Here is a 13,593-nt window from a genome sequence, read left to right on the forward strand (position 1 = left end):
CGTTCTCCTTCGGATAGACGTGCTGCCACATGGTAAGCATGCTTCCGAATTCCCCGCGACCGGGAAGCCGGCCCCTAGTCCAGGGTGAAGAGCCTCCGGACCACGCGGCCCTCCGCGAGCGCGTCGAGGCTCTCGTTCAGGTCCGACAGGGGGCGCGTGTCGGTGTGGAGCAGCTCGACGGGAAGGCGGCCCTGCCGCCACAGGTCCAGGTACGCCGGGATGTCGCGTTCGGGCACGGCGTCGCCCATGTAGGAGCCGAGCAGGCGGCGGCCGAGACCGGCGAACTGGAGCGCCTGCGTCGTGAGCTGCTGGTCCGGGTGCGGCAGGCCGACGGACACCAGCGCGCCGCCGCGGGCGAGCAGCTGCAGGCCGGTCTCCATGACGCGCGCGCTGCCCACGGCCTCGATCACGACGTCGACCCCGCCGTCCGTCGCGTCCCGTACCAGCGCGGCGGCGTCCGCCGGTGCGCCGGCGTACTGGGCACCGCAGCGCAACCCGAGGTCCTGCTTGGACGACAGGGGGTCGACGGCGATGACGGTGGCGCCGGGCACCTGGGCCGCGGCCATCACCGCCATGAGTCCCACCGCGCCGAGCCCGAACACGACGACGGACTGCCCCTCCTTCACCGCTGCGGTGTTCAGCACGGCGCCGATACCCGTCAGGGCCGCGCAGCCGAACATGGCCGCGATGTCGAAGGGCACGTCGTCGTCGATCACCACCACCGATTCCCGGGCCACGACGGCATAGTCGGCGAACGCCGAGACACCGAGGTGGTGGTTGATGCGCTCGCCGTCGGCGGTCCTCAGGACGGCGGGCCCGTGCAGGAGGTCGCCGGTGCCGTTCGCCTCCGCGCCCCGGTAGCAGAGGGCGGGCCGTCCCGCGGTGCACGCGCGGCAGGAGCCGCAGGCGGGGACGAACACGAGGACCACGCGATCCCCGGCGCGCACCCCCTCCACGCCGTCGCCCACCTGCTCGACGACGCCGGCGGCCTCGTGTCCGAGGGCCATGGGCAGCGGGCGGATCCGTGAGCCGTTGATGACGGACAGGTCCGAATGGCACAGGCTGGCGCGGGCGATCCGCACCAGCACCTCGCCCGCACGGGGCCGGGGCACGGGAACCAATTCCAGGGAGAGGGGGTTGCTCCCTGTGTAGGGGGCGGGCAGTTCGGCGGCGCGAAGCACCGCGGCGCGCATCATCGGGCTCATCGCATCTCCTCGTCATGATCGTGCGGTCTGCGCCATTCTAGGGGCGTTGCGGGTTCGGACGGGCACAATTGAACACGCGAGCACAACAGGCCGAGGCCGGCAGAACCCCGAGGAGACCCCATGGAAGTACCGATCTACGTCTGGACCGCCACGGTGATCGGCATCGTGGGGCTGCTCCTGTTCGACTTCTTCTTCCACGTGCGCAAGGCGCACACGCCCACCCTTCGCGAGTCCGCCGTCTGGTCCTCGATCTACGTGGGGATCGCGCTCCTGTTCGGCGTCGGCGTGCTGGTCTTCGGCGGGCCCACCATGGGCACCGAGTACTTCGCCGGCTACGTCACGGAGAAGGCGCTGTCCGTCGACAACCTCTTCGTGTTCCTCATCATCATGTCGAGCTTCAAGGTGCCGAGGGCGGACCAGCAGAAGGTCCTGCTGTTCGGTATCGTCTTCTCGCTCATCGCCCGCACCGGCTTCATCTTCCTGGGGGCCGCCCTGATCAACAGCTTCGCCTGGGTGTTCTACATCTTCGGCCTGATCCTGCTGATCACCGCCGGCAACCTGCTCAAGCCCAGCGGGCACGACGACGAGAGCGAGAGCCTCATCATCCGGCTCGCCAAGCGCTTCCTCCCGGCTTCGGAGCACTACGACGGCGACAAGCTGTTCACCATCGAGGACGGGAAGCGGGTCCTGACGCCCATGCTGCTCGTCATGGTGGCGATCGGCGCGACCGACATCCTGTTCGCCCTCGACTCCATCCCGGCGATCTTCGGCCTGACGCAGAACACGTTCATCGTGTTCACGGCGACGGCCTTCTCCCTCATGGGCCTGCGGCAGCTGTTCTTCCTCATCGACGGGCTGCTGGACCGCCTGATCTACCTGTCCTACGGCCTCGCCGTGATCCTCGGGTTCATCGGCGTGAAGCTCATCCTCCACGCCCTGCACGAGAACAACCTGCCGTTCATCAACAACGGGGAGCACGTCGATGTCGTCGAGATCAGCACCGGGCTCTCCCTCAGTGTGATCCTCGGCGTCCTGATCGTCACCGTCCTGGCCTCCGTCCTCAGCCCCAAGGGCAAGGCGAAGAACGCGATCTCCGGTGCCAAGCGCCACGCCGCCGAATACCTCGACCTCAACTACGAGACGGACATCGCCGAGCGCGAGAAGATCTTCGAGCGGCTGTGCGCCGAGGAGGAGGACCTCAGGAAGCTCCCCGAGAAGTACAAGCGCCTCATCCGCAACGAGACCGTGTTCATGGAGATGATCCGCAAGGCGCACGCCGAGCACGACGCCGCACTCGAGCGCGAACCCGGCCGGTAATCCCTCCGGCCGCTCCGTCCGGCCGCTCCGTCCGGGCGCTACGTCCGGTCGCTCCCTCCGGCCGCTCCCTCCGGCCGCTACGTCCGGCCGCTACGTCCGGTCGCCGGAGAGGGCGCGGCCGATGACGCCGCTGTCGAGGATGTCGCCGAGCAGTTCCAGGGGAGCGCCGGGTGGCAGGGGGATGCCCGGGCTGCAGGACAGCGCGCCGACGTCGAGTCCCACCAGATGGCGCGAGCCGAACGTCGCCGCCGTGTGCGGTGCCGCCAGGCCCTCCACCGGGAGTCCGAGCGGGAACCCGTCGTCGAACCCGTCGTCGAACCCGTCGTCCCCGTGCACGACGGCGGGACAGGCCTCCTCCGGCGGGCGCCACGAGTAGGGGGCGCGGCAGAACCCCGCCTCCTCGGCGGTGCACACGTCGTCGATGAGTTCGTTGACGGCCTGCGAGACCAGGTCCGCGTCCTCGCCGTCGAGCGTGTGCAGGCCGTGCAGGTAGGCGTCGAACTCCAGGTAGTCGGTGGGTCCGCCCGCGGCGCAGTAATGCATCCAGGTCTCGTACCCGGACAGCCCGGCGAAATCCATCGCCGTCCGGGTGTCGTCGTGCTGCATGTCGGAAGCTCCTCGTCGCGGACCGGGTCGATCCTCCCTCGATCCTCCATGACGCATCTCAAGTCAGCCGCCGCCCCGGCTCAGTTTTGGCGCAAGGTCACCGACGCACCTCAAGCGGGCATCGAGGAAACCTGGAGAAGCGACACATCCGGGTCGGAGGCCGCGCCGAATCCCGGTCAGTACTGGCGCCGATCAGGGCGGATCCGCAGTGAAGGCAATAACCCAGCAGTGGCTGACCCGGCAGGTCCTCGTCGACGCGGGCGTGGACGCCTTCGAGGTGTGGGTCGTCTACGTCGGTCTCGGCGGGACGGGCGAGGGCATCCTGGTGGACGGCTACCTGAACGGCCTGTCCCCGGCTCCGCGGACGGACCGCGACCTGATCTCCCGTGCGGTGAACCTCCTGGTCGAGGAGAGGCCGGCGCCTCCGGGGCGGGCACCGCTGCGCACCGATCGGGCCTGGCGGGGCGCGGAGGCCTTCGGGTCCTACAGCGACTCGGACGTGCTTCCCGCGGATCTGATCCGGCCCCTCGCCAGCGCCGCGGCGGCGGAGGAACTGCGTGCCGAGTCGCTCGACCGGGCCGGGCTCCTGCGCGGCGCCAACGGGAAGCAGTTCGACGCCATCACGGCGGAGGCCGCGCGCCGCTTCCCGGGCTGCTCCTCCTCGCTCGCCCTCGGGACGAGGAAGCGACGGGTCGTCACGTCGGCCTCGGGGAGCCTGGAGCCGGCCGGCCCGCACGACGCGTTCTTCTGCCACCGCACCATCGACGGGGCGGGACCGTTCATCGTGACCGACGCACTGCACGACCCCCGGGTGTCGTCGGATCCCCTCGTGGTCGGGGCGCCGCACCTCCGTTTCTATGCGGGCTATCCCGTGCTCGGGCCGGGCGGCTGGCACATCGGCTCGCTCTGCGTCGTCGCCGACCGGCCCCGCGGGTTCTCCCTGGCGGACGCCCGGTCCCTGCGGATCCTCGTGGCATCCGTCGAGGGGCTCATCGGCGTCTAGTCAGTGGATGAGCTTCAGCCCGATGACGCCGCCGACGATCATGAGGAGGAACACGATCTTCAGCAGCGAGGCGGGCTCGGTACCCGTGGCCATCGCGTAGACGACGGTGAGGGCCGCGCCGATCCCGACCCAGACGGCGTAGGCCGTCCCGACGGGCAGGGTCCGCATGGCGTAGGCCAGGCCGGCCATGCTCACGACGATGGCGATGCCGAACACGACCGTCGGCCCGAGCTTGCTGAAGCCCTCCGACCTGCCGAGCGCGGTCGCCCAGACGGCTTCGAGGACTCCCGAGATCACGAGGACGATCCAGGCCATGACTGTCTCCTACGGGCCGTCTTGTCGCACACCGGGTACGGCACCCCTCGTCCGGAGAGCGGTAGATACCGCTTCTACGTCCATGGTGTCACGGAAGCGGCCGGGAGGGGCGCGGGAGCAGACCGGTCGGCAGCAGGCCCTCAGCCGACCGTCACCCGGCCGCCCTCGAGGCTCCAGCGTCCGTCGAGGCGGACGTTCTCCAGCAGTCGGCGGTCGTGCGTGACGAGCAGCAGCGCGCCCGTGTAGGACTCGAGGGCGTCCTCGAGCTGCTCGATCGCCGGGAGGTCGAGGTGGTTGGTCGGCTCGTCGAGGACGAGGAGGTTGACGCCGCGCGCCTGCAGCAGGGCGAGCCCGGCGCGGGTGCGCTCGCCGGGGGAGAGGGACCCGACGACGGCGCGCACCTGGTCCGCCTTGAGCCCGAACTTCGCGAGCAGCGTCCGCACCTCGCCCTGCGTCAGCTCCGGTACGAGCGCCTCGAAGGCCGCGCCGAGGGGGAGGGCGTCGTAGAGCTGACCGCGTGCCTGGTCGATCTCCCCGACCGCGACGCTCGACCCGAGGGCGGCGGCGCCGTCGTCGGGTTGCTGGTGGCCGAGCAGCAGGCGCAGCAGGGTGGACTTGCCGGCGCCGTTCGGGCCCGTGATCCCGATGCGCTCACCGGCGTCGACCTGGAGCGAGACCGGACCGAGGGTGAAGCCGCCCTGCGTGACGGAGGCGTTGTTCAGGGTCGCGACGACGGCGCTGGAGCGCGGCGCCGACCCGATGGTGAACTGCAGCTGCCATTCCTTGCGCGGCTCCTCGACCTCCTCCAGCCGCGCGATGCGCGACTCCATCTGCCGCACCTTCTGCGCCTGCTTCTCGGAGGACTCGGCGCTCGCCTTGCGCCGGATCTTGTCGTTGTCGGGATTCTTCTTCATCGCGTTGCGCACACCCTGGGAGCTCCACTCGCGCTGCGTCCGGGCCCGGCCCACGAGGTCCTGCTTCTTGTCGGAGTACTCCTCGTACGCCTCGCGGGCGTGCCGCCGCGCCACGGCGCGCTCCTCGAGGAAGGCGTCGTAGCCGCCGTCGTACACGGCCACCCTGTTCTGCGCGAGATCGAGCTCGACGACGGTGGTGACGCAGCGGGCGAGGAACTCACGGTCGTGGGATACGAGGACCACTCCGCCGCGGAGGTTCTGGATGAACGCCTCGAGGCGTTCGAGGCCGGCGAGGTCGAGGTCGTTGGTCGGCTCGTCGAGGAGCACGACGTCGAAGCGGCTGAGCAGCAGGGCCGCGAGGGCCACCCGGGCGAGCTGCCCTCCGGAGAGGGAGGAGGTGAGGGACGCGGGATCGATGCCCCCGGCGACATCCGCCAGCACGGACGGCATGCGGTCCTCGAGGTCCACGGCCCCGGACGCCATCCAGTGGTCGAGGGCCACGGCGTAGGCGTCGTCTGCGCCCTTCGCCCCGCTGCCGAGTGCGGCAGCCGCGTCCTCCATGGCCGTCGTCGCAGCCGTCGTACCGGTACGGCGCCCGAGGTACGCGGCGACGGTCTCGCCGTCGAGGCGCTCGTGCTCCTGCGGGAGCCAGCCCACGAAGGCACCGGGAGGCGTGGTGCGGACGGTGCCGGCGAGCGGGGTGTCAGCTCCCGCGAGCAGGCGCAGGAGCGTCGTCTTGCCGGCGCCGTTCGCGCCCACCACGCCCACGACGTCCCCGGGTGCGACCGTCAGGTCGAGTTTCGAGAAGAGGGTGCGGTGGGCGTGGCCCCCGGACAGGTCCTTCGCCACGAGGGTTGCAGTCATCCCTCCAGTCTAGGAGGCGCCGGGCGGCTCACCGCGTCGGCCTCGACGGGAATCGATGCGGAGGCCCGTCGTCGGGCAGGAGCACCGATCGGGCCCCGCTCAGCCGCCGATGTGCCAGATGCTGTACTCGTCGAGGTGGAGGATCGCACGCTGGCCGGTCATGTCGTCGCGGATCCAGGCGACGCCGAGGGCGGGCGCGGTGTCCTCGACGTACCCGCGGTAGTGCACCTCGTCCCTGCGGCGGGCCTCGACGAACGTCCCGGTGCCGAGGGCCGCGAGATCAAGGATGCGGGCGGTGGTGTGGGTGGCGATGGCGGTCATCGGTGCTCCTTGGTTCGGTGCTGCCCGCTGAGACGACGGGCCGCTTCCTCCATGATCGGGGAGCGGTGTTGCCCGGATGTTTCGGGAAGGTTATCTTCTCCGGTCACGCCCGCGCGTCGTCCCCGGCACGCACGCGGAGAACTGCGCAGGCTGCTGATCGTTGCCTAAGCTACGGAAATGACTGAACCCGCACGGCCGGACACGGCCTACCTGGCATCGATCGACGAGCGGACCCGCTCCCTCCTGGCCGAGGCGGTCCCGGAGCCGTCACCGTACGCGGGCGCACCCGCCGAGCTGACCGAGGCCGTCGAGCAGGGGGTGGAGGCGGTCGCCGAGCGACTGCGGCACGTCGTCCGGCACCTGCACGCCCATCCTGAGACCGCGTTCAGGGAGTACTCCAGCGCGGGACTGCTCCAGCAGGAGCTCCAGCGCCATGGCATCGAGGCGCGGCTGGGGGAGCACGGCGTCGAGACGTCGGTGCGGGCGGAGGCGGGGAGTGCGGACCGGGGACCCACCATCGCGATCCTCGCCGAGTACGACGCCCTGCCCGGGATAGGCCACGCCTGCGGGCACAACGTCATCGCGGCGGCAGGCCTCGGCGCCTTCCTGGCCCTGGCCGCGCACGCCGACCGGCTTCCGGGCCGTGTCCTGTTCCTCGGCACGCCGGCGGAGGAGGGCCATTCGGGCAAGGAGGTCATGGCGCGCCACGGGGCGTTCGACGACGTCGACGCCGCCATCATGGTGCACCCCTACGGCTACGATCTCGCCGACCAGGTCTGGCTCGGGCGTCGCCTGCTGACCCTCACCTTCACGGGGGTCGAGGCGCACGCGTCCGCGCAGCCCTTCATGGGCCGGAACGCGCTCGACGCCGCGAGCCTCGCCTACCAGGGCATCGGGCTGCTCCGGCAGCAGCTGCCGCCGTCGGACCGCGTGCATGCCAACATCACGGAGGGCGGTGAGAGCCCGAACATCGTCCCCGGGCGCGCCGTGATGAAGCTCTACGCACGCTCGCAGCAGCCCGCGACCCTGAGGGACCTCAGCGCGCGGCTCGAGGACGTCGCCCGCGGCGCGGCCCTGATGACGGGGACGGCCGTGGAGCTGCAGTGGGACGAGCACCCTCCGTCGCTGCCCATCCGCACCAACGGTGCGCTCACGGGCCGCTGGGTCGCGGCGCAGCAGCGGAGGGGCCGCTCCCCGCTGCCCCTCGGCGTCGTCTCGGAGACCCTCGCCGCGTCCACCGACTTCGGGAACGTCAGCTACCGTGTCCCCGGGATCCACCCGCTCATCCGCATCGCGGAGCCGTCCACCGCCCTGCACACGCGCGGCTTCGCCGAGGCTGCCGGGAGTGCCGCCGCCGAGCAGGGCGCGCTGGACGGCGCCGTCGGGCTGGCGCTCACGGCCCTGGACTACCTCGTCGACGAGTCCCTGCGCGCGGCCGTCCACGAGGAGTTCGAGACGCAGGGCGGCGCGATCGACGTGCCCGGCTACTTCGCCTGATCCCCCGCTGAATCACCGCCCGACCGCCGAGGAGAACGCATGTCATCCAGCGCAGCGACCCGACCAGGACCGACGGACCGGTTCCTCACCAGCGTGGAGAGGATCGGCAACAAGCTGCCCGACCCGTTCATGCTCTTCCTGATCCTCTTCGGCATCACCGCGGTGGTCACCACGGGGATGGCACTCGGGAACGTGACGGTGCAGGTGCCCGGCGCCGAGGAGGTGACGGTCATCAAGGGACTCTTCACCGCGGAGGGCCTGACGTGGCTGACCGAGAACATCGGGGCGAACTACCTCGGCTTCCCGCCGCTGGCCACGGTGCTGCCCATCCTGCTCGCGGTCGGCGTGGCCGAGAAGTCCGGCCTGCTCGGTGCCCTGATCCGCCGGGTCTTCGGCTCGGCACCGCGGTGGGCCCTCGCCTACGCCGTGGGCTTCGTGGGTGTCGTCGGATCGGTCATGTCGGACTCCGCGTTCGTCGTCATCCCGCCGCTCGCGGCGCTCGTCTTCAAAGCGGCCGGACGCCATCCCGTCGCGGGCCTGCTCGGCGGCTTCGCGGCCGCGGGTGCCGGTTACTCCACCAACCTCCTGGTGACGAGCCTCGACGCCCTGTTCGCGGGGATCACGACGGCGGTCACCGAGAACCTACCCAACCCCGGGTCGCCCGTGACGCCGCTGTCCAACTACTACTTCAACGTCGCGTCCTCGGTGGTCCTGATCCTGCTCGCGGGGTTCATCATCGACAGGGTGCTCGAACCCCGCCTCACCCGGCAGAACGTGCCCGTCGACGAGATCGACGAGGACGGCGAGGGGGCCGCGGCGCCCGTGACCCTCAGGGCCGACCTGGAGCCGCGGGAGGCCCGGGGCCTGCGCTGGGCGCTGATCGTGGGAGGCATCGTCGCCCTGGTGATCCTGGTCGCCGTGATCATCCCGGACTCGCCGTGGCGCAACGAGACGGGCGGGTTCCTGCCGCGCTCGCCCCTGCTGAGCTCGATCGTCTTCATCGTGTTCCTGCTCTTCACCGTCCCCGGGCTCGTCTACGGGCGGCTCGTCGGCACGATCACCACGGGGCGCGACGTGCCCCGGGTCATGGGCGAGGCCATCAAGGACATGGCGGGCTTCCTGGTGCTCGCGTTCATCCTCGGCCAGTTCATCGCACTGTTCAACTGGTCCGGCATCGGCTCGTGGATCGCGGTCGCCGGGGCCTCGGGGCTCGAGACCATCGGCCTGACCGGCTACCCGGCGGTGCTCGCGTTCATCCTGCTGGCATCCGTCCTGAACCTGTTCATCATCTCCGGATCCTCGATGTGGACGCTGATGGCCTCGGTCTTCGTCCCGTTGTTCGCGCTGCTCGGCTACGAGCCCGCGTTCATCCAGGGAGCGTTCCGGGTGGGCGACTCCGCCACCCAGGTCATCACGCCGCTGAATCCGTACATGATCGTGCTGCTGACCATGCTGCGGAAGTACGAGCCGGACGCGGGCCTCGGCACTCTCATGGCCCGGATGCTGCCCTTCGTCGTGCCGTTCTGGCTCGCCTGGGTGGCCATCCTGACGGTGTTCTTCTTCCTCGATCTGCCGCTCGGACCGGGCAACGGCATCTTCATCGAGGACTGACCGCCGCGGGCGGTCCGCCGGTCAGCGGACGACGTCGTACACGGCCAGCGAGATGCCGTTCGGGTAGACGGCGTTCTCCACGAGGGACAGCTTCGTCTTGGCGGCCTGCGGCGCGTCGTCGAAGAGCCGCTTGCCGGACCCGAGCAGCACGGGGAACACCAGCAGGTGGTACCGGTCCACGAGGCCCGCGGCCGCGAGGTTCTTCGCGAGGGTGCCGCTGCCGTGCACCAGGATGGCGCCGCCGTCCTCCTGCTTGAGGCGGACGACGTCGTCCAGGGACCGCAGGACCGTCGTGTTGTTCCACGCGGGGTCGGTCAGGGTGCTGGACACGACGTACTTCGGCATGGCGTTGTACTCGGCGAACTCGTCCATGGTCGGCCAGACGGGCGCGAACTCGTCGTAGCTGACCCGGCCCAGCAGCAGGGCGGTGGCCTCCTCCTGCTCGCGTCCCTTGATCTCGTACGCCGCCTCGTCGAACTCGATGTCCCTGAAGGTCCAGCCGGCGTGCGGGTGGTCGCCGCCGCCCGGCGAGTCGATGATGCCGTCGAGCGACAGGAATTCGGTGACGATCAGTGTGCGCATGGTGTTCCCTCTCGCAGGTGGCGGACAGCCCGGCAGCACCGGGACGCAGGACGTGCCGGTGATTCCCAGATCGAACTGTAGACGGACGCCGGCGGCGGAACTCATCGGACGCGCCTGCAGGGGGGGACTCCGGGGAGGTCGACGAGGGCGCCCGCCGGGGGACCGGACCGGCTGGCCGCGCTGGTCGCCCGGAATAGGTGCCCGGGCACACGGGTTATGCAGCCGGACCCACCTCTCCGACGGAAGGACCCCCGTGACCACGGTCTACGCCCTGCACGAGAACCCGGAATGGTTCCCGCCGTTCGCCCGCGCCTTCGAGGCCGAGGGCGTCGAGGTGGTCGAATGGCTGCTCACGGACGGGGTGCTGGACCTCGACGAGACGCCGCCGGAGGGCATCTTCTGGTCCCGCATCAGCGCCTCGGCCCACACGCGTGACCACGCGATGTCGAAGGACTACGCCCGATCCGTCCTGTCCTGGCTCGAGGCCCACGGGCGCCGGACCGTCAACGGACGGCGTGTGCTCGAACTCGAGATGAGCAAGGTCGACCAGCTGACCGCGCTGAGGGCCGCCGGCATCGCGACGCCGCGCACGGTGGCCGCCGTCGGACGGAACCGCATCCTCGAGGCCGCGCAGGACTTCGGGACGCCGTTCATCATCAAGCACAACCAGGGCGGCAAGGGCCTCGGCGTGCGGAAGTTCGACTCGCACGAGGACCTGGCCGAGTACGTGGGCTCCGACGGGTTCGAGGAGCCGCAGGACGGCATCACGCTCGTGCAGGAATTCATCGAGGCCGCCGAGCCCTTCATCACCCGCGCCGAGATCGTGGGCGGGAGGTTCGTCTACGCCATCAAGGCCGACACCGCGCGCGGCGGCTTCCAGCTCTGCCCCGCCGATGCCTGTGCGATCGACCCGGTGACCGGCCGGCCCATCATGCCGCCCGGCGCCACGATCGCCCCCGAACCCGACCAGCAGCTGTTCAGCCTGCGCGAGGGATTCAGCCACCCCGTGATCGCGCAGTTCGAGGAGTTCGCGCGACGCAACGGCCTCGAGGTGTGCGGTATCGAATTCATCGAGACCGCCGACGGCCGTGTGCTGACCTACGACGTCAACACGAACACCAACTACAACGCCGCCGTCGAGGCCGTGGCGCCGAAGTCCGCGCCGCAGGAGCTCGTCCGCTACCTCGCGTCCCTCGGCTGACGGGTCCGACGCCGGACGTTTCGGTGCGGAACCCGCTTCAAGAAGCCCGCCGCCCTGCGGTACCGTGCTCGTACGAGCCCGGCCGCCCCGGCAGGCCGGACACCTGTTCGCCCGGAAGGAAGCAGCCGATGTCCCGTTTCACGAAGGACGGCAAGGTCAGGGAGGAGACGCTTCCCAGCACGCTGCAGCGGTCCGGCGAGAAGGCCCAGGACACGTTCGCGGCGACCCTCGACTCCGCCGAGGAGCAGTACGGCGACGGCGAGCGTGCCCGCCGCACGGCGTTCGCCTCCCTCAAGCACGGCTTCGAGAAGGTGGGGGACCACTGGGAGCCGAAGGCGGAGAAGGGGCCCTCGGACGAGCAGGCCGCCGGGAGCGGGGCTGCTGCCCGGCCGACCGCCGGTGGCGTGGATGCCAACTCCTCGAAGCGGCACCTCTACGACCTCGCGAAGAAGCTCGACGTACCGGGTCGCTCAGGCATGTCCAAGGACGAACTCGTCCAGGCGCTGCAGAAGGCCAACGACAGGGAGACGCGGAAGGCACGCGAGGCGCAGTAGGCGGAGGTGCCGGGCATTACGAAACAAAAGTATTTCGTAATCGACGAGTCCTTAGGCTAGCCTTACTTCTATTCATCCTGAGGCCTCGAGCGAGGCCACGCACGCCCCATAGAAGCCAAGGAGCCTCATGGCCCCCTCCCGTCTGCGCGGCCTGATCGCCGCCGCCGCCGTCTCCGTCCTCGCGCTGTCCGCCTGCTCCACCGGTCCTGCCGACGGCGGCGCCGCGATCACGGGCGGCAGCAGTGCCCCGGCGGACGCCGGCGCCTTCCCCGTCACGATCGAGCACGCCTTCGGGGAGACCACCCTCACCGAGAAGCCCGAGCGCGTAGCCACCGTCTCCTGGGTGAACGCCGACGTGTCGCTCGCCCTCGGCGTCGTCCCCGTCGGGATGCCCGCGGACACCTACGGCGGCAACGAGAACCGGTCCACCCCCTGGAAGGACGCGAAGCTCGAGGAGCTCGGCGCCGCCATCGGCACGGAGGGCGCGCCCGCGCAGTACTCCGAGACCGATGGCATCGCGTTCGAGGACATCGCGGCCACCGACCCCGACGTCATCCTCGCCGCGTACTCCGGGATCTCCCAAGAGGACTACGACACCCTGAGCAAGATCGCACCGGTGGTCGCCTACCCGGAGATCGCCTATGGCACCGGCTGGCAGGACTCCACCCGCATCATCGGGGAGGCCCTGGGCCGCACCGACGACGCCGAGCAGCTGGTGGCGGAGACGGAGCAGGCGATCGACGACGCCGCTGCGGAGTACCCGCAGCTCGAGGGGAAGTCGTTCATCTACGGCACCCTCGCACCCGGCAGCGCCGACGGGGTCAGCGTCTACACCGCGAACGACAACCGGCCCCGGTTCCTGACGGAACTCGGCATGGTCCAGGCCGACGTCGTCACGGAGAACACGAAGGGTTCGGAGGAGTTCTTCATCCCGTGGTCCGCGGAGCGCGCCGACGAACTCGCCTCCGACATCTTCGTCACCTGGGTGCCCGACGAGGCCACCAAGGGGGCCATCGCGAGCGATCCGCTGCTCGGCCAGATACCGGCGGTCGAGCGCGGGGCACTGGTCGCGGACAGCGACAACACCCTCACGCTGTCGATCTCGGCCGCCAATCCCCTGAGCCTCGTCTGGGCCCTCGACCGCTTCCTGCCGATGCTCGGCGAGGCCGCGGACAAGGCCTGACGCAGGGGCCGATTGCCCTCCGGCCGTATCTGGGCTGGAATGGGGAGCGGATCACAGCTCGTCCTACGAAGGGAACCCGATGGCCCAGTCGGAAATCAACAAGCTCCAGGCGGCAACGGCCTGGGACAGCAACGGCAAGAAACTCGGCGATGTGAACGACGTGCATCTCGAGAAGGAATCCGGCATCCCGGCGTGGATCACCGTCTCGCTCGGACTGCTGAACTCGCGCAAGCACTTCGTGCCTCTCGCGAACTCGCGCTTCGAGGGCGATGCGCTCTACCTCGCATGGACGAAGAGCAAGATCTCCGACGCGCCGGGTGCCGCCAGCAGCATCGAACTGTCGCCGGAGGAGGAGTCGGCACTGATCGACTACTACGAGCTCCGCGACGGCGCCGACGCCTCCTGACCCGGGCGGACGGG

The 13,593-nt window shown here is 70.1% G+C and carries 14 protein-coding genes and 1 riboswitch; of the genes, 8 read left to right on the forward strand and 6 right to left on the reverse strand.

The window, feature by feature from the left end:
* Positions 1 to 74 precede the first annotated feature (74 nt).
* Complete coding sequence (locus CXQ97_RS13150) at positions 75 to 1,193, reverse strand: alcohol dehydrogenase catalytic domain-containing protein (RefSeq protein WP_104181425.1); 1,119 nt, start codon at positions 1,191 to 1,193, stop codon at positions 75 to 77.
* Between the two features lie 132 nt (positions 1,194 to 1,325).
* On the opposite strand from CXQ97_RS13150, the gene CXQ97_RS13155 reads away from it, so the two are divergent.
* On the forward strand, positions 1,326 to 2,522 hold the full coding sequence (locus CXQ97_RS13155) for a TerC family protein (RefSeq protein ID WP_104181319.1): 1,197 nt from the start codon (positions 1,326 to 1,328) through the stop codon (positions 2,520 to 2,522).
* Between the two features lie 90 nt (positions 2,523 to 2,612).
* Here the strand turns inward: CXQ97_RS13155 and CXQ97_RS13160 are convergent, their stop codons facing one another.
* Complete coding sequence (locus CXQ97_RS13160) at positions 2,613 to 3,128, reverse strand: hypothetical protein (RefSeq protein ID WP_104181320.1); 516 nt, start codon at positions 3,126 to 3,128, stop codon at positions 2,613 to 2,615.
* 208 nt (positions 3,129 to 3,336) lie between these two features.
* Here CXQ97_RS13160 and CXQ97_RS13165 point away from each other — a divergent pair, with 208 nt between their 5' ends.
* A complete protein-coding gene (locus CXQ97_RS13165; RefSeq protein WP_104181321.1) occupies positions 3,337 to 4,131 on the forward strand; it encodes a GAF domain-containing protein in 795 nt (264 codons plus the stop codon).
* Here CXQ97_RS13165 and CXQ97_RS13170 read toward each other — a convergent pair whose 3' ends face one another.
* The 3 genes from CXQ97_RS13170 to CXQ97_RS13180 all read right to left on the reverse strand — a co-directional run bounded on the left by CXQ97_RS13170 (position 4,132) and on the right by CXQ97_RS13180 (position 6,545).
* A complete protein-coding gene (locus CXQ97_RS13170) occupies positions 4,132 to 4,446 on the reverse strand; it encodes a multidrug efflux SMR transporter (RefSeq protein WP_104181322.1) in 315 nt (104 codons plus the stop codon). It lies immediately after the preceding gene.
* 10 nt (positions 4,447 to 4,456) lie between these two features.
* A riboswitch (guanidine-III (ykkC-III) riboswitch) is annotated at positions 4,457 to 4,524 on the reverse strand.
* A gap of 62 nt (positions 4,525 to 4,586) precedes the next feature.
* A complete protein-coding gene (locus CXQ97_RS13175; protein ID WP_104181323.1) occupies positions 4,587 to 6,224 on the reverse strand; it encodes an ABC-F family ATP-binding cassette domain-containing protein in 1,638 nt (545 codons plus the stop codon).
* Between the two features lie 99 nt (positions 6,225 to 6,323).
* Entirely contained in the window at positions 6,324 to 6,545 is a 222-nt protein-coding gene (locus tag CXQ97_RS13180) for a hypothetical protein (RefSeq protein ID WP_104181324.1), read from the reverse strand.
* A 177-nt stretch (positions 6,546 to 6,722) separates the two neighbouring features.
* Between CXQ97_RS13180 and CXQ97_RS13185 the strand changes: the two genes are divergently transcribed.
* Together CXQ97_RS13185 and CXQ97_RS13190 are read left to right on the forward strand one after the other, a co-directional pair.
* A complete protein-coding gene (locus CXQ97_RS13185) occupies positions 6,723 to 8,042 on the forward strand; it encodes a M20 family metallopeptidase (protein WP_104181325.1) in 1,320 nt (439 codons plus the stop codon).
* 39 nt (positions 8,043 to 8,081) lie between these two features.
* On the forward strand, positions 8,082 to 9,653 hold the full coding sequence (locus tag CXQ97_RS13190; RefSeq protein ID WP_104181326.1) for an AbgT family transporter: 1,572 nt from the start codon (positions 8,082 to 8,084) through the stop codon (positions 9,651 to 9,653).
* Between the two features lie 21 nt (positions 9,654 to 9,674).
* Here the strand turns inward: CXQ97_RS13190 and CXQ97_RS13195 are convergent, their stop codons facing one another.
* Positions 9,675 to 10,235, reverse strand: a complete 561-nt coding sequence (locus CXQ97_RS13195; protein WP_104181327.1) for a dihydrofolate reductase family protein — start codon at positions 10,233 to 10,235, stop codon at positions 9,675 to 9,677.
* 253 nt (positions 10,236 to 10,488) lie between these two features.
* On the opposite strand from CXQ97_RS13195, the gene CXQ97_RS13200 reads away from it, so the two are divergent.
* The 4 genes from CXQ97_RS13200 (at position 10,489) to CXQ97_RS13215 (ending at position 13,579) form a co-directional block, all read left to right on the forward strand.
* The gene (locus tag CXQ97_RS13200) at positions 10,489 to 11,436 is read left to right on the forward strand and encodes a RimK family alpha-L-glutamate ligase (RefSeq protein WP_104181328.1); all 948 of its coding nucleotides are present in this window, start codon (positions 10,489 to 10,491) and stop codon (positions 11,434 to 11,436) included.
* Positions 11,437 to 11,564: 128 nt separating this feature from the next.
* Positions 11,565 to 11,990, forward strand: coding sequence for a ChaB family protein (locus tag CXQ97_RS13205; protein WP_104181329.1), 426 nt, complete (start codon positions 11,565 to 11,567; stop codon positions 11,988 to 11,990).
* A gap of 127 nt (positions 11,991 to 12,117) precedes the next feature.
* Positions 12,118 to 13,173 carry an iron-siderophore ABC transporter substrate-binding protein gene (locus CXQ97_RS13210; protein WP_104181330.1) on the forward strand — a complete coding sequence of 352 codons (1,056 nt, stop codon included), beginning with the start codon at positions 12,118 to 12,120 and terminating at the stop codon, positions 13,171 to 13,173.
* 79 nt (positions 13,174 to 13,252) lie between these two features.
* Complete coding sequence (locus CXQ97_RS13215; protein ID WP_104181331.1) at positions 13,253 to 13,579, forward strand: PRC-barrel domain-containing protein; 327 nt, start codon at positions 13,253 to 13,255, stop codon at positions 13,577 to 13,579.
* Positions 13,580 to 13,593 lie beyond the last annotated feature (14 nt).

The sequence above is a fragment of the Arthrobacter sp. B0490 genome, assembly GCF_002929355.1.
GTDB lineage: Bacteria > Actinomycetota > Actinomycetes > Actinomycetales > Micrococcaceae > Arthrobacter_D.